This window comes from Bacillus sp. FSL K6-0268, from assembly GCF_038005425.1.
Classification (GTDB): domain Bacteria; phylum Bacillota; class Bacilli; order Bacillales; family Bacillaceae_G; genus Bacillus_A; species Bacillus_A thuringiensis_S.
In genome coordinates this window covers 4,675,917-4,695,507 of record NZ_JBBOTF010000001.1, presented here as the reverse complement: position 1 = coordinate 4,695,507, position 19,591 = coordinate 4,675,917, and the positions used below count along the sequence as shown (strand labels likewise).

Genomic DNA, 19,591 nt, shown 5'->3' with positions numbered 1-19,591 from the left:
CACACCCTCCTTTTTATTCATTCTATTAAAAGACAACTCTTATTATTATATACTATTTTTAATTTATACATAAAGAAAAAGCATGATTTCAATAGGAAATCATGCTTTTCTCTCATTATTGACGCTTTATAAATTTCGCTAAATCTTTAAATTTAACTTTATCTGAGTAATTCATTACGCCGTTTACGTAAATGCGGCTTGTAACAGCATTTAATACCGCAATTGTCGCCAATAAGACCGCTAATGTTATCGTAATTTCTAGCATACCTGCTTCACCAGCTACAATACGTGAGAAGGTAACCATCGGTGTAAAAAATGGAACGTAAGAACTTACAACAACGATAGTACTATTCGGATCACTTAATGATTTAATACTAATGAAGAATGCAGCCATAATTAAAATCATTACCGGGAAAGATACAGCTTGTAAATCCTCCGTCTTAGACACGACAGCTCCAGCAGCAGCATACATCATCGCATATAGTAAATATCCCGTAATGAAATAAACAAGAAACATGCTGATAACCTTTGCATCTAATTTCGTAAAGTCAATTGGAATACCAAATAGTGAGGCACTTTCTAAATCAACCCAACCCAACAAATATGGAATAAGATAACCACACGCCAATATGACAAGTTGCAATAACGCCGTTGAAACAACCGCTAAAATTTTCGCATACATCATTGTAAGAGGCTTCACTTTCGGAAGCATTACTTCCATTACACGTGACGCCTTTTCAGATGCAATATTCATTGCGATTGTATTTCCGAACGCTACAATAAACATATATAAAGCAAATGTAAAGAAATAGGCAATTCCGAAAGAAGATGTACGATCTTTTATCGCTTCTTGCTTTACTTGAATTTCTGTTTGTAATTGCTGTGCAATTTCTGGTGAAACATTATTTTTGGCAATCGTCACCATCGTATATTGTTGCTTTAAATATCCTGCCATAATTGCGGAAGTTGCTTGGCTTGGAAATCCATTATACATATATGTAATCGATGGAGCCCCACCCTTTTCCGTCACATGGAATAGACCATCTAAATCGCCATCTTCTACTTGCTTATGCAGTTTATCAAAATCATCCTTTGAACCCAGTGTTATTTTTGCTGATGGCAATAGCTTATTTAGCTCATCTTTTTGTACTTTATATGTGGAACTCTCTACTACAACTGCAATTTTATCTTTATCCTTATTTTTATCATCGCCTGAAGTAAAATGATTAAATGCAAAAATCCCAAACACAACTAAAAATAAAATCGCACTCGTAATTAATGATTTTTTAGATAAAAACGCTTCCCTAAAATAAAATGAAAATACGTGAGAAAATTTACGCATCGTTATTTCGCCCTCTCTACAAAGATTTCGTTTAACGTCGGCTCTAACATTTTAAATTGTCGTAAGCTAACACCTTGCTCTTGCAACTGTTGCAAAATCTCGAGAGCTTCCGCATCGCCTTGTACTTTCACATAAAGAAGGCCTTGTTGTTTTTCATACGATACATGTATAGCTTCTAATCCCTTTTCATTCTCTACTGTATCTTCAATCGTTAAATTACGGAAACCGTATTCTTTCTTAATATCACTTAGCTGTCCTTTTACGACTGCTTCACCTTTTTTCAAAATACATACATGTTGGCAAAAAGCCTCTACTTGTTCCATACGATGACTTGATAAAATAATCGTCTTTCCGCTCTGTACTTGTTCTTCAATAATACTAGCTAACATCCCGGCATTAACTGGATCAAGGCCACTGAATGGTTCATCTAAAATGAGAAGTTCCGGATTATGAAGAAGAGCAGCAATTAATTGGATTTTTTGCTGATTCCCTTTTGAAAGCTCTCCAGCCGTTTTAAATTTATATTCTGGTATCGCTAAACGCTCTAACCAGTGATCAATAGCGTGATCTACTTCTTTCTTCGACATCCCTTCTAATCTACCAAAATATCGCAGCTGGTCTATTACTCTACTTTTTGTATATAAACCTCTTTCTTCTGGTAAATACCCAATTGTTACGCCACTATTCCCAAATGCTTTTCCATCCCACGTAATCGAACCTTCATTAGGCGTTAATAATCCGAGAAGCATTTTGATTGTTGTTGTTTTCCCTGCACCATTTCGTCCAAGTAACCCTAGTACTTCACCTTTTGGTAACGAAATTTGTAAACCGTTAACAGCTTTTGATTCCCCAAATTGTTTCGTTAAGTTTTGAATTTGTAAACTCAAAGTTTAAAGCCTCCCTTTTAGTATCATTCGTACTCTCTTTCAAAGACTATGTTTATTCAAGACAAAATATAGCGCTACACTTCATCCTCTTATATGTAAACACCGTCATTAATCCATCATTTGTTCTATTTAGTTAAAATTGTAAATAATAAAGCGCTCTTTGTCAATTATAATTGTCATTTCGACAATTAAACTTGTCAAAACAACTGTTATTATTTTGCTCATCTTTCTAATATAGGACATACTACTATATATATAAAAGACAATATGCAAATGTTCATATAAAAATATTATATTTTAATATATAATATAAAATGATTTTCTAACATCAAGGAGGATACATATGAAGATGAAGAGGGGCATTACCACTTTATTATCTGTAGCGGTTCTATCTACATCACTTGTAGCATGTTCAGGAACACCAGAGAAAACAGTGGCGAAAGAAGAGAAAGTAAAATTAACAGAACAACAATTAATGGCTGATTTATGGTATCAAACAGCCGGTGAAACGAAAGCACTTTACTACCAAGGGTACAACATTGGTCAATTAAAACTTGATGCAGTTCTTGCAAAAGGGACAGAGAAAAAACCTGCTATCGTACTTGATTTAGACGAAACTGTTTTAGATAACAGTCCTCATCAAGCAATGAGCGTAAAAACAGGCAAAGGTTATCCTTACAAATGGGATGATTGGATTAACAAAGCTGAGGCTGAAGCCCTTCCAGGCGCAATTGATTTCTTAAAATATACAGAGTCTAAAGGTGTAGATATTTACTATATCTCAAATCGTAAAACGAACCAACTAGATGCAACAATTAAAAATCTTGAGCGTGTAGGTGCTCCTCAAGCAACGAAAGAACATATATTACTACAAGATCCGAAAGAAAAAGGAAAAGAAAAACGCCGTGAACTCGTTTCTCAAACTCATGATATTGTCTTATTCTTCGGTGATAACTTATCTGATTTCACAGGTTTTGATGGAAAATCTGTAAAAGATCGTAACCAAACAGTAGAAGATTCAAAAGTACAATTTGGTGAGAAATTCATTATTTTCCCGAATCCAATGTATGGCGATTGGGAAGGCGCTTTATATGATTATGATTTCAAAAAATCAGATGCAGAAAAAGATAAAATCCGTCGCGACAACTTAAAATCATTTGAAGTAAAATAAAGAGGATGGCATTCGCCATCCTCTTTATTTTGCTTTCTCTGTTAAAGGCAAGATAAATACTTCCACACGTCTATTCTTTGCCTTTCCTTCTTGTGTATCGTTTGGAGCAATCGAACGGTATTCTCCGTAACCAATCGCACTAAATTTTTCTGGTTGTAATTCTTTATTTTGCAGTAATACTTGCATAAAATTAACTGCCCGCTGCGTACTTAATTCCCAATTCGACGCAAACTGTGCATTGGCAATAGGGACATTATCCGTATGACCGGATACTGTAATTTCACGAGGTGACGCTGAAACAAGTAAGCTAGACATTTCTTTTGCAATCCCTAAAGATTCTAATTTCACATCTGCTTTCCCCGAATCAAACAGTATATTTTCTAATATTGTCACCATTAATCCCTTTTCAGTTAATTTAGTTTGAAAAGAAGAGGATAATTGTTTTTCATTAATATATTGATCAATCTTTTTTTGTAATGCTTTCAATTCATCCATCTCTTTTTTTTCTTTAGCTCTAGCTTCTTCTTGTTTTTTTGCTTGTTCTGCCTCAAGGCTACTTGCCGATAATTCTTTTTCATCATTTGGCTTTTGATCACTTAAAAATTCTTTGTTACCTGTTCCCCCGGCTAATTCACTTCGAAAAGCAACTGCCATCTGTTTAAACTTCGCAGCATCTATACTACTCATTGCGAATAAAACGATAAACAATGCAAATAACAACGTTAACATATCAGAATATGGGATTAACCACGTTTCATCGATATGCTCATCATGTTTTTTCTTTTTGCCTCTTCTATTTTTCTTACTCCGCATTTTTTTCTGCTCCTTTTTCTAGCTTTTTACGCTCAGTTGCAGAAAGTGCACCTAAAATGCGGTTCTTCATAATAAACGGATATGTACCTTCTTGTAACATTAATAAACAATCAATGATTAAACGTTTTTTCTCAATTTCAGCTGAAGATTTTTGCTTTAACTTATTTGCAAATGGATGCCATAATACATACCCTGAAAAAATACCAAAAATCGTTGCAATAAATGCACCCGAAATAGCATGACCTAACTTTTCAATATCAGTTAAGTTACCAAGCGCAGCTACAAGACCGATAACAGCACCTAAAACTCCTAATGTCGGTGCATACGTACCAGCTTGTGAAAAAATAGCAGCTCCCTTTGCATGTCTTTCTTCAATTGCCTCTAATTCAGATTCCAAAATTTGCTCTAAATCTTCTGCGGATACGCCATCAATCACAAATTTCATACCGCGCAAAAGAAATTCATCTTGAATTTTGTCTAATTGTTGCTCTAAAGACAAAATACCGTATTTTCTACTTTCAGATGTCCAATGAACAAATAATTCTAGCAACTGTTCATAACTTAAATCCTTTTTATTTGAACCAAAAAGAACTTTAAATAGTTTTGGAACCCTTTTTAGTTGATTCATCGGAAATGCAATACATACTGCAGCAAATGTACCGATAAAAATAATTAATGCTGCGGCAGGATTTAATAAGGCTGTTACGTCAGCGCCCTTGACGACCATCCCTACTACCACTGCTAAAAATCCTAAAACAAGTCCAATAATTGTTGCAAAATCCATTCCCATTCACTCCTAGTCTATACAAGAAGTTCTTTATTCTCGATAATCGCTACATCTTCTTATGTATATATATTACATAAAAAATGCAATTCATGAAAGATAAGAAATGAATTATATAAAAAAATACTACAAATTCACACATTTTCTGACATTTTCTTTGCATTTCTATTACGTTATGACTCTTATATTCCTTTTCCAACAAACTAGACTTATAATAAAAAAACGATACACATTTTATTAAGAAGGGACTGTGATTACAAGGCATTATGAAAAAGATAATAATTATTTCTGCCACTACTATTGTAATCGGTATCACATCTTTCACTTACTTTGGTTCTAAATCACCACTACATAATGAAGCGAAAGCTGTCGAAAGTCAAAAACATACTAACCACCCAAAAGAAGAGATTCCTGCTTTTCCAAAAGCTGATCATAATGCAAAGAAAATAGACAATAACTTTTCAGTTGTAACAAATCCAAAATCTAATCTTGTCTTAATTAATAAACATCGAAAACTACCAGATGGATACATTCCTGAAGACTTAACGAGACCAAACGTACCATTTGCTAGTCCAAAAGATAAAGAAAAAACATTGCTACGCAAAGATGCTGCAGAGGCACTTGAAAACATGTTCAAAGCTGCGAAAAAAGAAGGGCTTGATCTTACAGCTGTATCTGGTTATCGTTCATACAAACGCCAAAAATCGTTGCATGATACATACGTTAGGCGTCAAGGAAAAGCTGAGGCTAATTCAGTAAGCGCAATTCCTGGTACGAGTGAACACCAAACGGGTTTAGCAATGGATATTAGTTCAAAAACAGCTAAATTTCAATTAGAGCCTATTTTCGGGGAGACAGCAGAAGGAAAATGGGTCGCGGAACACGCTCATGAATTCGGCTTTGTCATTCGTTACTTAGAAGATAAAACAGATACAACAGAATATGCATATGAACCATGGCACTTACGCTACGTTGGTAATCCATACGCTACATACCTATATAAACATCACTTAACATTAGAAGAAGCGATGGAAGACAAAAAATAAGAGAGCAAATTGCTCTCTTATTTTTCTTTCACTCTATCATTGTAGTAATTTCTTCTTCCATTCTTCAGGCCACGGTTCGCCTCTTCCTGTTTTTTTCGACGCTTGAACCATCATTCCACGACCTACTAAACAAACCTCTCCTTCTGCATTCTTCACCATATAATGTAAATCCAAAGAAGAATTCCCAACCGATCCTGCCTTTACATACACCTTCAACTGTTCATCATAATATATTTGCTTAATAAAATTACATTGTAAATCCGCAACAACGATCATCGTGTCTGATGATGTATGTGTCCACTCTTGCATAAATCCAAGTTCTTTAAACAACGCGATACGAGCTTCTTCAAAATAAGTAAAAGCAACGACATTATTTACATGTCCAAACATATCTACTTCACCAAAACGAACCTTTACAGGATTGTAAAATAAAAAACCACTTTCCCATTTCTCGAAGTCTTCAATATAAGAAATTCTCTTCAACGTTATCTCCTCTTCCTCTCAAAAAAACAGAATAAACTGAAAAATACAGTTATAAATATTGCCCCTTCAAGATGAAGAGGCAATATTTATTAATAGTTATTATCGCTACCAAAGAAATCTTTGAACGATTGAATTGTTGTATCACGGTTTAATGCCGCAATTGAAGTTGTTAAAGGAATACCCTTCGGACATGATTGCACACAGTTTTGAGAGTTACCACAGTTCGCTAGTCCTCCATCTCCCATAATTGCACGTAAGCGATCTGCTTTATGCATTTCACCCGTTGGATGTGAGTTGAATAAGCGAGCTTGTGATAACGGCGCTGGTCCAATAAAGTCAGACTTACTGTTTACGTTTGGACATGATTCTAAGCAAACACCACATGTCATACATTTTGAAAGCTCATAAGCCCATTGACGCTTTTTCTCAGGCATTCTTGGTCCTGGACCTAGGTCATACGTACCATCAATTGGAATCCAAGCTTTAACGCGTTTTAGAGCATTAAACATGCGACTGCGGTCAACTTGTAAATCACGTACAACTGGGAATGTCTTCATCGGCTTTAAGCGAATTGGCTGTTCTAATTGATCAATAAGAGCCGTACATGATTGACGTGGCTTTCCGTTAATAACCATTGAACATGCTCCGCATACTTCCTCTAAGCAGTTCATATCCCATGCAATCGGAGTTGTTTGATTCCCTTTTGAATCAACAGGATTACGACGAATTTCCATAAGCGCCGAAATAATATTCATATTCGGACGATATGGAATTTCAAACTCTTGGTCAAACGCTTGTGCATCTGGTCCATCTTGTCTCGTAATGATGAGGCGGATTGTTTTCTCAGACATGTTGTTTATCCCCCTTCTCTTCACCCTTAGCAGCTACATCATGTTTTGAAGAATAATCACGTTTACGTGGTTTAATTAATGAAACATCAACGTCTTCGTAATGGAATGCTGGTGCATTTCCTTCTCCTTCAAATTTTGCCATCGTAGTTTTTAAGAAGTTTGCATCATCACGATTTGGGAATTCAGGTTTGTAATGCGCCCCGCGGCTCTCATTACGGTTATATGCGCCAATTGTAATAACACGTGCTAACTCAAACATATTTGCAAGTTGACGTGTAAATGAAGCACCTTGGTTACTCCATCTCGCTGTATCGTTAATGTTAATACGTTTGTAACGAGCCATTAACTCTTCAATTTTCGCATCTGTTTCTAATAACTTTTTATTTTCACGAACTACTGTAACGTTATCTGTCATCCATTCTCCAAGCTCTTTATGAAGAACATATGCATTTTCATTACCATCCATCGTTAAAATATTGTTAAATTTCTCTGTTTCGATTAATTCATTTTGCTCATATACAGTAGACGAAACAGCATCTGATGATTTAGAAAGACCTTTCATATATTCAATTGCGTTTGGTCCTGCTACCATACCACCATAAATTGCTGATAATAGTGAGTTTGCACCAAGGCGGTTACCACCGTGCATAGAATAATCACACTCACCTGCTGCAAATAAACCTGGAATACTCGTCATTTGCTTATAGTCAACCCATAGTCCGCCCATTGAATAGTGAACAGCTGGGAAGATTTTCATTGGTAGTTTACGAGGATCATCACCTGTAAATTTCTCATAGATTTCAATGATTCCACCAAGTTTAATATCTAGTTCTTTCGGATCTTTATGAGAAAGATCTAAGTACACCATGTTTTCACCGTTAATACCTAGTTTTTGCTCTACGCAAACATCAAAGATTTCACGCGTTGCGATATCACGAGGTACAAGGTTTCCGTAAGCCGGATATTTTTCTTCTAAGAAGTACCATGGCTTACCATCTTTATATGTCCAAACACGTCCACCTTCACCACGTGCAGATTCACTCATAAGACGTAATTTATCGTCTCCTGGAATTGCCGTTGGGTGAATTTGAATGAACTCACCATTTGCATAATATGCGCCTTGCTGATATACAGCAGACGCTGCTGTACCTGTATTAATAATGGAGTTTGTTGATTTTCCGAAAATGATACCAGGGCCCCCTGTTGCCATAATCACGGCATCAGCTCCGAAACTTTTAATCTCCATAGTTTGTAAGTCTTGTGCAACGATTCCTCGGCACACACCTTCATCATCAACAACAGCTCGTAAGAAATCCCAACCTTCATATTTCGTTACAAGTCCTGCTACTTCATGACGACGTACTTGCTCATCTAATGCGTAAAGTAATTGCTGTCCAGTTGTTGCACCAGCGAATGCTGTACGGTGATGTTGTGTTCCACCAAATCGACGGAAATCAAGAAGTCCTTCTTCCGTACGGTTGAACATAACACCCATACGGTCCATTAAATGAATGATACCAGGTGCTGCTTCACACATTGCTTTAACTGGTGGTTGGTTCGCTAAGAAGTCCCCACCATAAATTGTATCGTCAAAGTGGATCCATGGAGAATCCCCTTCACCTTTCGTATTTACGGCACCGTTAATTCCGCCCTGAGCACATACAGAATGTGAACGTTTTACTGGTACTAAAGAAAACAGTTCAACATTCACTCCTGCTTCTGCCGCTTTAATCGTTGCCATTAAGCCAGCCAAGCCACCGCCGACTACTATAAGTTTCCCTTTCATGCTCTCCCACTCCTTACTGATTTGCTAGCTGTGGATCGATGAACGCTAATAATGCACTCACACCTACATAAGATAGACCTAAGAAAATAGCTAATGTTACATAAGTAGAGATTCTTTGTGAACGTGGAGATACTGTAATTCCCCAGCTGATGCAGAATGTCCATAGTCCATTTGCAAAGTGGAAAATTGTTGAAACAACACCAACTAAGTAGAATGCAAACATAGCTGGATTGTTTAAAATATCTGCCATCATATCATAGTTTACCTCTTTACCTAACATTGCTTGAATACGAGTTTCCCAGACGTGCCAAGAAATGAAAATCAGCGTAACGATACCTGAAATTCTTTGGAAGACGAACATCCAGTTACGGAAATAACCGTAAGAAACCGCATTGTTCTTAGCTGTAAATGCAATATATAAGCCATATATAGCATGGTACAGTATCGGTAAAAAGATGATGAAAATTTCTAGCGCATACCGGAATGGAAGGAGCTCCATAAAGCCTGCAGCTTTGTTAAAAGCCTCTGCTCCTCTTGTTGCAAAGTTGTTTACAATTAGATGTTGCGTCAAAAAGACACCAACCGGGATGACCCCCATTAATGAGTGCCACTTACGAAACGTATACTCGCGGCCTTTCATGTCCCCATTACCCCCTTGAATGTTTGACTGCTGTTTTCAGATTAATTTATAACAATAATGTTTTTTCACTATTGGCATAAGAAAAACTGAAAAAATTATTCGAAATATTTCAGCATAATTTGATAACAAGTTCATTTTACCCCTATTTTTGTCGAAGCGTCAAGAAAACGTATACATAATTTGCATATAATTTGCCAATTCTTTTTTTCTTCTCAGATATTGAGATTTCCCTAAAGAAAAATCTGTTTTTATAAATGAAAAATGTTATATAATAATCCCTATAGAAAGAGGGGAATATTGTGAGTAAAAATACAATCGATATAACATCTTTAGAAGATGTTTCATTGAACGCCTTCGCTTATGAATTGCTACGTGAAGAATTACTACCTGATTTAATCGGCAACGATTTAGATGGTATTTTATACTGGTCTGGTAGAAACCTTGCAAGAAAATATCCGCTAGAAACAATTGAAGAAGTCATTCAGTTCTTTGAAAAGGCTGGCTGGGGCACTTTAAGCATTATTGAACATAAGCGTCGTGAAATGCAGTTCCAACTTAAAGGCACACTCATTGCAGAACGTCAAAAACAAAAAAGGCATTCTTCTTATCAACTAGAAGCTGGATTCATCGCTGAACAAATTCAAAAGCAACGGAACGTCGTTGCAGAGTCATATGAAGAAAAGAAAAAACGTTCTGACTCTATTACATTTCTTGTGAAATGGGATATAAAAGATCTCATTGAAGTGTAAGCATTACCTACAGTCAACTAGACATATCAGTTTAGTTGACTTTTTTGTATTTTCATTCACGTCTATTTATTTTAAATCTTCAGAAATTATAACAAAAAATAGAAGACGTTGTAAACTACAACGTCTTCTTATCTGTTAAATACGTATAAATCGTCTCTGCAACATTTTTTGGCATACCTGCTTCGACAAATTCTGCTACAGAAGCTTCTTTCATCTTCTTTAATGAACCAAAATGTTTTAACAATACCTTTTTCCGTTTATCACCGATTCCTGGAATGTCATCCAATGCTGATTGAATGACAGATTTCCCGTGTAATTGACGATGGAATGTAATCGCAAATCGATGCACCTCGTCTTGAATACGCTGCAATAAATAAAATTCTTGGCTATTTCTCTCAAGCACCACAGGTTCCGGGGGATCTCCAATAATTAAATGGGAGGTTTTATGTTTGTCATCTTTTACAAGACCTGCCATCGGAATATATAATCCGAGCTCATCCTCTAAAATATCACTTGCAGCCGCCAAGTGGCCTTTTCCGCCATCAATAATAATCAAATCCGGTAAAGGTAAATTTTCTTTAAGCGCCCTTGTATAACGGCGTCTCACAACTTCCCTCATAGACTCATAATCATCTGGCCCTTGAACCGTTTTAATTTTATATTTCCTATATTCTTTCTTCGCTGGTTTCCCATCGATAAAAGCAATCATTGCAGAAACGGGATTTGTTCCTTGAATATTTGAGTTATCAAACGCTTCAATACGATACGGTGTTTCAATTCCAAGCTGCTTTCCTAAATGATCTACCGCTTTAATCGTTCGTTCTTCATCACGTTCGATTAAGTAAAACTTCTCTTCAAGAGCAATTTTTGCGTTTTTATTTGCTAATTCTACAAGGTCTTTTTTCTTACCACGTTTCGGCTGTGTCGCTTCCACTTCTAAAAAGCGCTCTACTAATTCCGAGTCTATACTTCCTGGAACGACAATTTCCTTCGGCTTAAAATGACTACTGTTTTCATAAAATTGGCCGATAAACGTTAAAAAGCCCTCTTCTGGTTCATCGTAAATCGGAAACATAGAAACATCACGTTCAATTAGCTTGCCTTTTCGAACGAAGAAAACTTGAACACACATCCATCCTTTATCCACTGCATATCCAAACACATCGCGATCCACTAAGTCACTCATAATCATTTTTTGTTTTTCCATAATCGCATCAATATGAGCAATTTGATCACGCAACTCTTTTGCACGTTCAAACTCTAGTTTCTCTGAGGCCTCATACATTTTTATTTCTAATTCTGAACGAACTTCTTTATGCCCACCATTTAAAAACTTAATAATTTCATCTACAATTTCTTTATTTTGTTCTTCCGTCACTTCTTTCACACAAGGCGCTAGACATTGATCCATATGATAATACAAACAAACTTTATCTGGCATATTCGTGCATTTCCGAAGTGGATACATACGATCTAGCAGTTTTTTCGTTTCATGAGCAGATTGTGCATTTGGATAAGGACCAAAATACTTTCCTTTATCCTTTTTTACATTTCGAGTAATGAGTAAGCGCGGTTGTTTCTCCGCTGTAATTTTAATAAAAGGATATGTTTTATCATCTTTTAATTGAATATTATATTTCGGATCATATTTTTTAATTAGATTTAACTCTAAAATAAGTGCTTCTAAATTCGAAGAGGTTACAATATATTCAAAATCAACAATTTCTCCTACAAGCCGCAGTGTTTTCCCATCATGTGAACCAGTAAAGTACGAGCGCACACGATTTTTAAGCACTTTTGCCTTTCCGACATATATAACCGTTCCTTGCTTATCTTTCATTAAATAACAACCAGGTTGATCTGGTAAAATAGCCAACTTTTCTTTCAAATGTTCGTGCACTCGTCTCCCTCCATTTCTACATGCTTAGCATTTTTATTTTCACTTGAAAACATACTATGCCAAAACACCCAACATACGTTCCTTTATTGTAACGGAAAGGATCTAAAAAAGAAAATAAAAAAAGCTACCATTTGGTAGCTTTTTTTATTTTAGAAGTGTTTAGAAACTAATTCTACTAACGCTTCTTTCGGTTTGTAACCTAACGCTTGATCAACTACTTTACCGTCTTTTAATACGAAAAGAGCTGGAATACTCATTACTTCGAATTGACGAGCAGTTTCTTGGTTTTCATCAACATCTACTTTTACTACTTTTACTTTTTCGCCTAATTCTGCATCGATTTCCTCTAATACAGGAGCGATCATTTTACAAGGTCCACACCAAGGTGCCCAGAAATCTAATAATACAACACCTTCGCTAGTTTCAGCTGCGAAGCTTTGGTCATTTGCGTTTACAATTGCCATTTTATTTCCTCCTTCAAGTATATTCTACCAAGAGTATATCATTAACTTATATACGTGGCGAATAATATGTATCGTTATGTATTGTAACAAAAAAATGTTCCTTTATACTATATAAAAATACGGATTAAATACTAAAAAGATGAGAGACAGGGGATCTCTCACCTTTTTCTATATATAGGGGTACTTCACTTGGAACTCAAGGGTACTTAAATCATGAATGTACTTTTAACTTTTTAAACTCTTCTGTTAAAAGAGGTACAACTTCGAACAAGTCACCGACAATACCGTAGTCAGCTACTTTGAAGATACTTGCTTCTGGATCTTTATTAATCGCAACGATTATTTTTGAGTTAGACATACCTGCTAAATGCTGAATCGCACCAGAAATACCACATGCAATGTATAAGTCTGGCGTAACAACTTTACCAGTTTGACCAATTTGTAATGAGTACTCACAGTATTCAGCGTCACAAGCACCACGAGATGCCCCAACAGCGCCGCCTAGTACGTCAGCTAACTCTTTTAATGGTTTAAATCCTTCTTCACTCTTCACACCGCGTCCGCCAGCGATAATAACTTTCGCTTCAGAAAGATCAACACCTTCTGCTGTTTTACGGACAACATCCTGAATGATTGTACGTAAATCTTTCACATCAACTGTAATAGAAGATACGTCACCGCTGCGAGACTCATCTTTTTCCAGAGTTGCAATGTTATTTGGACGCACTGTCGCAAATAAGATGCCGTCTGTTACAATCTTCTTCTCGAATGCTTTACCAGAGTAAATCGGACGAGTGAAGATAACATTTCCACCTTCAACCTCTAAAGCAGTTACGTCAGAAACTAAACCAGCTTCAAGCTTCGCTGCTAATTTTGGTGATAAATCTTTACCAAGTGCTGTATGTCCAAAGACAATACCTTCTGGATTTTCTTCAGCATGTACAGCTAAAAACGCTTGTGCATAACCATCAGATGTATATGATTTTAATTTATCATTTTCAACTGTCACAACGCGATCTGCACCGTAATGAATCAATTCATTTGCAAAAGAGGCAACGCTGTCTCCAACTAGAAGACCTACTACTTCACCGCCTTCTGCAATTGTTTTTGCTGCTGCTACCGCTTCAAACGAAACGTTACGTAGCGATCCATCACGAACTTCACCCATTACTAATACTTTACGAGCCATAGATTTTCCCTCCTGCATATATAATTTCGTATTTTATTAGATTACTTTCGCTTCTGTATGGAGCAACGATACAAGTTCTTTTACTTGATCTTGCAGCTCGCCTTGTAACACTTTTCCTGCATCTTTCTTAGGAGGCAAATAGATTTCAATTGTTTTTGTCTTTGCTTCCACATCATCTTCTTCTAAATCTAAATCATCTAATTCTAATTCTTCTAGTGGCTTTTTCTTCGCTTTCATAATACCTGGAAGCGATGGATAACGAGGTTCATTTAAACCTTGCTGTGCTGTTACTAACACTGGTAATGAAGTTGCAATCACTTCTGTATCACCTTCAACATCACGCTCAATCTTCACATTTGTACCGTCAATTTCAAGTTTTGTAATTGTCGTTACATACGGAATATTTAACGCTTCAGCTACGCGTGGACCTACTTGTCCAGATGCACCATCAATTGCAACGTTTCCACCTAAAATTAGATCTGCATCTTTATCTTTTAAATATTCAGCAAGCACTTTTGCTGTCGTGAACTGGTCACCATTTTCTACATCATCTTCAATATTAATTAATACCGCTTTATCACAGCCCATCGCTAATGCAGTACGAAGTTCTTTCTCACTATCTTCGCCACCGACTGTTACAACTGTAACTTCTCCACCTTGTGCGTCTCTTACTTGAATTGCTTCTTCAATTGCATATTCATCGTAAGGGTTGATGATGAATTCCGCTTCGCCATCGTAAATTGCACCGTTTTTAATTACGATTTTTTCTTCTGTATCAAATGTTCGTTTCATGAGTACGTAGATGTTCATTCCATTTACCCCCTTGTTTTTCAGAAAGATTCTATCAATTTTAATTTTCTGTTAATTTATATTAAAAAAATAATTGAACTACCTGCCACTAAATGAAGGTTTACGCTTTTCTAAAAATGCAGCTACACCTTCTCTTCCATCTTCACTCGTAAATACTTCACCAAAAATTTGTGATTCACGTTGTACACCTTCATAGTAATGAGACGATTTGGTCGTTTGCAATAACTCTAGTACAGCACGAGTTGTTGCTGGACTTTTTCCAGCAATTTGTTTTGCGACTTTAAGCGTATCATCTAAAAGTGATTCTTCAGAGAACAATCCGTTAACAAGTCCCCATTTCAATGCTTCTGCACCAGTAATTGGTGTACTTGTTAACATCATTTCACAAGCTTTTGCTTTCCCAACATAACGTGGTAAGCGCTGTGTACCTGCAAAGCCAGGAATTAATCCAAGTGTTAATTCAGGTAAACCAAGTTTTGCACTTTCAGTTGCAAAGCGCATGTGGCAAGACATAGCAAACTCAAGGCCGCCGCCCAGTGCCGCTCCATGAATTGCCGCAATAACTGGTTTTGAACATTTTTCAACACGCTCAAACGTAACTTGTCCAAGCTGTGCTAATTCTGTTGCTTGCTTCGCTTCAGTAACAGATGTAAATTCTTTAATATCTGCTCCTGCTGAGAAGAAACGTCCTTCACCGTGAATAACAACAACACGAATGTTATCATCCTTTTCCACTTGATCAATTAATTCAGTAACGTCATGCATAACTTGTGAAGACATCGCATTTGCTGGTGCATGATTTAACGTCGCCACCGCGATATGATCTTCAACTCTTACAGATAGGAATTTCAACATGATCCCTCCCATTATTGACGATAACCACAAGCTGCAATGAGTAGCCCATGTACCGTTTTTGAAAGTGCGACCAGATCATACTTATGATCGCTCATTACCCAATTGGTCACAACTTCATCTACTGTTCCAAAGATCATTTGTCTTGCCACGCGAACATTTAAATCTGCTTGAAATTCACCTTGTTTTATACCAGTCTCTAAAATCTCATCCATAACTTGTAAGTAGCCTTTTAATACTTCATTTATTTTAAGGCGCAAGTCTTGATTGGACTGCCTGAGCTCTAATTGCGTAACGATAGCAAGGGGATCATTTTGTGACAACAGCAAGAAGTGCGTTTCTACCAACATGAATAACTTCGATACAGCGCTTTCAATTCCTGCTGTTTTTTGACGAATTGTTTCGACAAAATCTCCCATCTTCTCTTGGAATAAGGATATTAATATATCTTCTTTATTTTTAAAATATAAATAAATCGTGCCATCAGCTACCCCAGCTTGCTTTGCGATTTTAGAAACTTGCGCTTGGTGGTACCCATTCTCCGCAATCACAATGACTGCCGCATCAATAATTTGATTGTATTTCGGTCTATTTTTCTTCACTTTACTGTCCCCTTCAAGAAGATGACTGAATGAATAGTCATTCATATTCTTATAATACTGACTATTTAGAAAAGTGTCAATCCTATTTTTTCAAAAAGAAAGGGCCTTAGCCCGTTTGCTCATCCTCATTCTTTCTCTTCTCTTCATCCATTAAAACACGGCGTAAAATTTTCCCTACTGTCGTTTTCGGCAATTCATCTCTAAACTCATATACTTTCGGCACTTTATAAGCCGCTAAATATTTACGTGCAAACTGATTTAATTCTTCCTCAGAGCACTCCGTACCTTCTTTTAACACAACAAATGCTTTAACTGTCTCTCCTCTGTACGGATCTGGAACTCCAATTGTCACTACTTCTTGCACTTTTTCATGCTCATATAATACTTCTTCAACTTCACGAGGATACACATTAAATCCACTCGCGACAATCATATCTTTCTTGCGATCTTTTACATAGAAGAATCCATCTTCATCCATGTATCCAACGTCACCTGTATGGAGCCAGCCATCTTGCAATACAGCCGCTGTTTCCTCTGGCTTATTCCAGTATCCTTTCATAATTTGAGGACCTTTCACTACAATTTCCCCTATTTCTCCTGGTGGTAATGCCTCACCAGTTTCAAGTGACATAATGATTGCCTCTGTATCTGGCCACGGAACTCCAATGCTACCCGGCACTCGCTTTTCCCATAAAAAATTACTATGTGTAACCGGAGATGATTCTGTTAAACCATATCCCTCTACTAGTTTACCACCTGTAACTTTTTCGAACTTTTCCTGTACTTCTACTGGCAGTGGTGCTGATCCACTAATACAAGCACGAATAGAAGAAATATCGTATTCTTTTAAAAGCGGACTATTTAAAAGAGCGATATAAATAGTTGGTGCCCCTGGAAACAATGTCACTTTATGCTTCTTAATCGCTTCAAAAACCATTTTCATATCAAACTTTGGAATAAGGACCATTTTGTATCCTTGCATAATACTTAAATTCATAACAGCTGTCATACCATAAACATGGAAAAATGGAAGAACCCCAAGAACGACTTCTTCTCCTTCTTTGCAATTATATAACCATTGAACTCCCATTAACGTGTTAGAGACGAGGTTTTTATGCGTTAACATAACTCCTTTCGGAAATCCGGTTGTTCCTCCTGTGTACTGTAAAAGAGCTAGATCATTTTCAGGATCACAAGGCACCTCAACATTCGTATTCACTTCTTTTTCTACTGAATTCCAAAGATGAATCGTTTCACTCTCTGATACTTTCACAACTAAATTCGACTGTTTTTTCTGCACAAATGGATACAATAGATTTTTAGGGAATGGTAAAAAGTCTGCAATACGAGTTACGATAATATGCTCAATTTTTGTAGCAGATTGAACATTCGTTACTCTTGGAAACACTAAATCGAGACAAAGAATTACTTTTGCTCCCGAGTCATGAAGCTGATATTCTAATTCCCTTTCTGTATACAGTGGATTGGTTTGTACTACGATACCTCCCGCAAGTAATGTACCGTAATAACCAATTACAGCTTGCGGACAATTCGGCAACATAATAGCAACTCGATCACCCTTTTCCACACCGAGCTTTTGAAGATAATTTGCAAACCTCTTCACCTTATCATGGAAGTCCGAAAACGTAATATCCTTCCCTAAAAAGTGAAGCGCTTTCTTTTCTGGGTAGCGAGAAGCCATCTGTTCTACATATCCATGAAGTGGCTGAATATCATAAGAAATCGTACTAGGAATTTCCTCTGGATAACTTTTCAACCATGTTTTTTCCACCTTCATTCCCCCTTCAAATACATAAAAAATAAAGTGAAACTTTAATCAGTGGGGATTTTTCAGCCCCACTGATTATTAGCCCACACCAATCGGGATTTTACGGGCAGTTAATCACCCAGCTAACTTCTTTACTTTCGCTGAATTTTGAGGCGGGATCTTACTGCCCGTTAATGCGGGATAAATGAATGTTCATTCATGATGGTTATTTTCATTATATTATAGTCACCATAGCGTTACAATCATAATATTCTGACTTTTTTATAACTATGCTTTACTTCATTAACTTCTTATTATATGTAGAAACTCTCCTAATCTTAAAAGAGTAAGAGAGTTTGTCATTAACTTAATCTTATAATCGTTAATACCGCTCCTGGGGTAGTTGTTGATAATGTCGCAACAGCTAACAAACCAAATAATTGCAAACTAATTGCACTCCCCGCCGCAAGGGTCGTAATAATTGTCGCACTAAATGATGTCGTTGCTAATGCAGGAGAATTAATAGTCCCAGCAAGCGGTGCCCCATTAATTGTAATTCGTGAACTAACTAATAATGAAGCGGTTATATTAATTGTATATGAAATATAATAGTTCCCTGCATTTGCAACCGTAAATACTGTGTTCCCCCCAGACACTGTAATACCTGGACCGATATTCTGATTGTTTGGAAGCGGGACATTTGTTCCACCTAGTAGTACCGATATTGCTGTTCCCGACGTATTATTTGCAAATGCGTATGTTGCCGTTATACTTGTGCCTGTTGCTCCTGTTGGGCCTGTCGCTCCCGTTGCCCCTGTATCGCCTGTTACTCCTGTCGCTCCCGTTGGGCCTGTTGCTCCTGTTATCCCTGTCGCTCCCGTTGCCCCTGTTATTCCTGTCGCTCCCGTTGGACCTGTATCGCCTGTTACTCCCGTCGCTCCTGTTACTCCTGTCGCCCCCGTTGGGCCTGTGCCACCTGTTGCTCCTGTTGGACCCGTTGCCCCTGTTATTCCTGTCACTCCCGTTGGGCCTGTTGCTCCTGTTATTCCTGTCGCTCCCGTTGCCCCTGTTATTCCTGTCGCTCCCGTTGGACCTGTATCGCCTGTTACTCCCGTCGCTCCTGTTACTCCTGTCGCTCCCGTTGCCCCTGTGTCGCCTGTTACTCCTGTCGCTCCCGTTGAGCCTGTTGCTCCTGTTATTCCTGTCGCTCCCGTCGGACCGGTTGGACCAACCTTAGGAACTGTCCCATCGCAACTAAAACAGCATGAATCAACATGTACACCATTTTGATTATTACACCCACAATATCCATTTATGTTATTACTCCATGAAGACATGTTGATCACTTCCTTTACATTCGATCTTTTTAGCGCAATCACCGAATCAAAAAACACCTATCTAAATAACAAAGAAATACTTAGCCTAGTGGGGGATAAAACACAGATTTCCTCCAT

At 37.2% G+C, this 19,591-nt stretch carries 19 protein-coding genes; 3 read left to right on the top strand and 16 right to left on the bottom strand.

The features are described from left to right. Positions 1 to 115: 115 nt before the first annotated feature. Positions 116 to 1,342, bottom strand: coding sequence for an ABC transporter permease (locus tag MHI28_RS24465; protein WP_001224985.1), 1,227 nt, complete (start codon positions 1,340 to 1,342; stop codon positions 116 to 118). 2 nt (positions 1,343 to 1,344) lie between these two features. Next, the gene (locus MHI28_RS24460; RefSeq protein WP_000058118.1) at positions 1,345 to 2,229 is read right to left on the bottom strand and encodes an ABC transporter ATP-binding protein; all 885 of its coding nucleotides are present in this window, start codon (positions 2,227 to 2,229) and stop codon (positions 1,345 to 1,347) included. Between the two features lie 343 nt (positions 2,230 to 2,572). Between MHI28_RS24460 and MHI28_RS24455 the strand changes: the two genes are divergently transcribed. Next, a complete protein-coding gene (locus tag MHI28_RS24455; protein WP_000782773.1) occupies positions 2,573 to 3,400 on the top strand; it encodes a 5'-nucleotidase, lipoprotein e(P4) family in 828 nt (275 codons plus the stop codon). Positions 3,401 to 3,424: 24 nt separating this feature from the next. On the opposite strand, the gene motB is transcribed toward MHI28_RS24455, so the two are convergent. Continuing rightward, positions 3,425 to 4,213 (bottom strand): flagellar motor protein MotB, encoded by a 789-nt coding sequence (motB, locus tag MHI28_RS24450; RefSeq protein WP_001256733.1) that lies wholly within the window; start codon positions 4,211 to 4,213, stop codon positions 3,425 to 3,427. Next, complete coding sequence (gene motA, locus MHI28_RS24445; RefSeq protein WP_000344862.1) at positions 4,203 to 4,997, bottom strand: flagellar motor stator protein MotA; 795 nt, start codon at positions 4,995 to 4,997, stop codon at positions 4,203 to 4,205. The genes motB and motA overlap by 11 nt, the downstream gene beginning before the upstream one ends. Positions 4,998 to 5,263: 266 nt before the next feature. Here motA and MHI28_RS24440 point away from each other — a divergent pair, with 266 nt between their 5' ends. Next, positions 5,264 to 6,043, top strand: a complete 780-nt coding sequence (locus MHI28_RS24440) for a M15 family metallopeptidase (protein WP_000720211.1) — start codon at positions 5,264 to 5,266, stop codon at positions 6,041 to 6,043. Between the two features lie 36 nt (positions 6,044 to 6,079). On the opposite strand, the gene MHI28_RS24435 is transcribed toward MHI28_RS24440, so the two are convergent. From MHI28_RS24435 to sdhC, 4 genes are all read right to left on the bottom strand, one after another. Continuing rightward, a complete protein-coding gene (locus MHI28_RS24435) occupies positions 6,080 to 6,526 on the bottom strand; it encodes an acyl-CoA thioesterase (RefSeq protein ID WP_000822726.1) in 447 nt (148 codons plus the stop codon). Between the two features lie 89 nt (positions 6,527 to 6,615). Beyond that, complete coding sequence (gene sdhB / locus MHI28_RS24430) at positions 6,616 to 7,377, bottom strand: succinate dehydrogenase iron-sulfur subunit (protein ID WP_001291827.1); 762 nt, start codon at positions 7,375 to 7,377, stop codon at positions 6,616 to 6,618. Then, positions 7,370 to 9,163, bottom strand: coding sequence for a succinate dehydrogenase flavoprotein subunit (gene sdhA / locus MHI28_RS24425; protein WP_000676742.1), 1,794 nt, complete (start codon positions 9,161 to 9,163; stop codon positions 7,370 to 7,372). Before sdhA ends, sdhB begins: the two co-directional genes overlap by 8 nt. 13 nt (positions 9,164 to 9,176) lie before the next feature. After that, complete coding sequence (sdhC, locus tag MHI28_RS24420; protein WP_000678354.1) at positions 9,177 to 9,803, bottom strand: succinate dehydrogenase cytochrome B558; 627 nt, start codon at positions 9,801 to 9,803, stop codon at positions 9,177 to 9,179. Positions 9,804 to 10,102: 299 nt separating this feature from the next. On the opposite strand from sdhC, the gene MHI28_RS24415 reads away from it, so the two are divergent. Then, positions 10,103 to 10,552 (top strand): YslB family protein, encoded by a 450-nt coding sequence (locus tag MHI28_RS24415; RefSeq protein WP_000042214.1) that lies wholly within the window; start codon positions 10,103 to 10,105, stop codon positions 10,550 to 10,552. Between the two features lie 115 nt (positions 10,553 to 10,667). On the opposite strand, the gene uvrC is transcribed toward MHI28_RS24415, so the two are convergent. The 8 genes from uvrC to MHI28_RS24375 all read right to left on the bottom strand — a co-directional run bounded on the left by uvrC (position 10,668) and on the right by MHI28_RS24375 (position 19,474). Then, positions 10,668 to 12,452, bottom strand: coding sequence for an excinuclease ABC subunit C (uvrC, locus tag MHI28_RS24410; protein ID WP_000544289.1), 1,785 nt, complete (start codon positions 12,450 to 12,452; stop codon positions 10,668 to 10,670). A 149-nt stretch (positions 12,453 to 12,601) separates the two neighbouring features. Then, positions 12,602 to 12,916, bottom strand: a complete 315-nt coding sequence (gene trxA, locus MHI28_RS24405; protein WP_001018943.1) for a thioredoxin — start codon at positions 12,914 to 12,916, stop codon at positions 12,602 to 12,604. 211 nt (positions 12,917 to 13,127) lie between these two features. Beyond that, complete coding sequence (gene etfA, locus MHI28_RS24400; RefSeq protein WP_000101957.1) at positions 13,128 to 14,105, bottom strand: electron transfer flavoprotein subunit alpha; 978 nt, start codon at positions 14,103 to 14,105, stop codon at positions 13,128 to 13,130. A 36-nt stretch (positions 14,106 to 14,141) separates the two neighbouring features. Next, positions 14,142 to 14,915 (bottom strand): electron transfer flavoprotein subunit beta, encoded by a 774-nt coding sequence (gene etfB / locus MHI28_RS24395; RefSeq protein ID WP_001029028.1) that lies wholly within the window; start codon positions 14,913 to 14,915, stop codon positions 14,142 to 14,144. Positions 14,916 to 14,993: 78 nt separating this feature from the next. After that, positions 14,994 to 15,770: an enoyl-CoA hydratase gene (locus MHI28_RS24390; RefSeq protein ID WP_000911292.1), complete on the bottom strand. Its 777-nt coding sequence runs from the start codon at positions 15,768 to 15,770 to the stop codon at positions 14,994 to 14,996. 11 nt (positions 15,771 to 15,781) lie between these two features. Further along, a complete protein-coding gene (locus MHI28_RS24385) occupies positions 15,782 to 16,369 on the bottom strand; it encodes a TetR/AcrR family transcriptional regulator (protein WP_000742213.1) in 588 nt (195 codons plus the stop codon). Positions 16,370 to 16,475: 106 nt separating this feature from the next. Then, positions 16,476 to 18,161 (bottom strand): long-chain-fatty-acid--CoA ligase, encoded by a 1,686-nt coding sequence (locus MHI28_RS24380; RefSeq protein WP_000416318.1) that lies wholly within the window; start codon positions 18,159 to 18,161, stop codon positions 16,476 to 16,478. A gap of 338 nt (positions 18,162 to 18,499) precedes the next feature. Next, entirely contained in the window at positions 18,500 to 19,474 is a 975-nt protein-coding gene (locus MHI28_RS24375; RefSeq protein WP_000100367.1) for a BclA C-terminal domain-containing protein, read from the bottom strand. Positions 19,475 to 19,591 lie beyond the last annotated feature (117 nt).

Bases quoted from the DNA above. Each gene is read 5' to 3' on its own strand.
- MHI28_RS24390 (WP_000911292.1), bottom strand. From the start codon at position 15,770: ATGTTGAAATTCCTATCTGTAAGAGTTGAAGATCATATCGCGGTGGCG.
- MHI28_RS24465 (WP_001224985.1), bottom strand. From the start codon at position 1,342: ATGCGTAAATTTTCTCACGTATTTTCATTTTATTTTAGGGAAGCGTTT.
- motB (WP_001256733.1), bottom strand. From the start codon at position 4,213: ATGCGGAGTAAGAAAAATAGAAGAGGCAAAAAGAAAAAACATGATGAG.
- motA (WP_000344862.1), bottom strand. From the start codon at position 4,997: ATGGATTTTGCAACAATTATTGGACTTGTTTTAGGATTTTTAGCAGTG.
- etfA (WP_000101957.1), bottom strand. From the start codon at position 14,105: ATGGCTCGTAAAGTATTAGTAATGGGTGAAGTTCGTGATGGATCGCTA.
- MHI28_RS24455 (WP_000782773.1), top strand. From the start codon at position 2,573: ATGAAGATGAAGAGGGGCATTACCACTTTATTATCTGTAGCGGTTCTA.
- etfB (WP_001029028.1), bottom strand. From the start codon at position 14,915: ATGAACATCTACGTACTCATGAAACGAACATTTGATACAGAAGAAAAA.
- sdhA (WP_000676742.1), bottom strand. From the start codon at position 9,163: ATGAAAGGGAAACTTATAGTAGTCGGCGGTGGCTTGGCTGGCTTAATG.
- trxA (WP_001018943.1), bottom strand. From the start codon at position 12,916: ATGGCAATTGTAAACGCAAATGACCAAAGCTTCGCAGCTGAAACTAGC.
- MHI28_RS24375 (WP_000100367.1), bottom strand. From the start codon at position 19,474: ATGTCTTCATGGAGTAATAACATAAATGGATATTGTGGGTGTAATAAT.
- sdhB (WP_001291827.1), bottom strand. From the start codon at position 7,377: ATGTCTGAGAAAACAATCCGCCTCATCATTACGAGACAAGATGGACCA.
- sdhC (WP_000678354.1), bottom strand. From the start codon at position 9,803: ATGAAAGGCCGCGAGTATACGTTTCGTAAGTGGCACTCATTAATGGGG.
- MHI28_RS24440 (WP_000720211.1), top strand. From the start codon at position 5,264: ATGAAAAAGATAATAATTATTTCTGCCACTACTATTGTAATCGGTATC.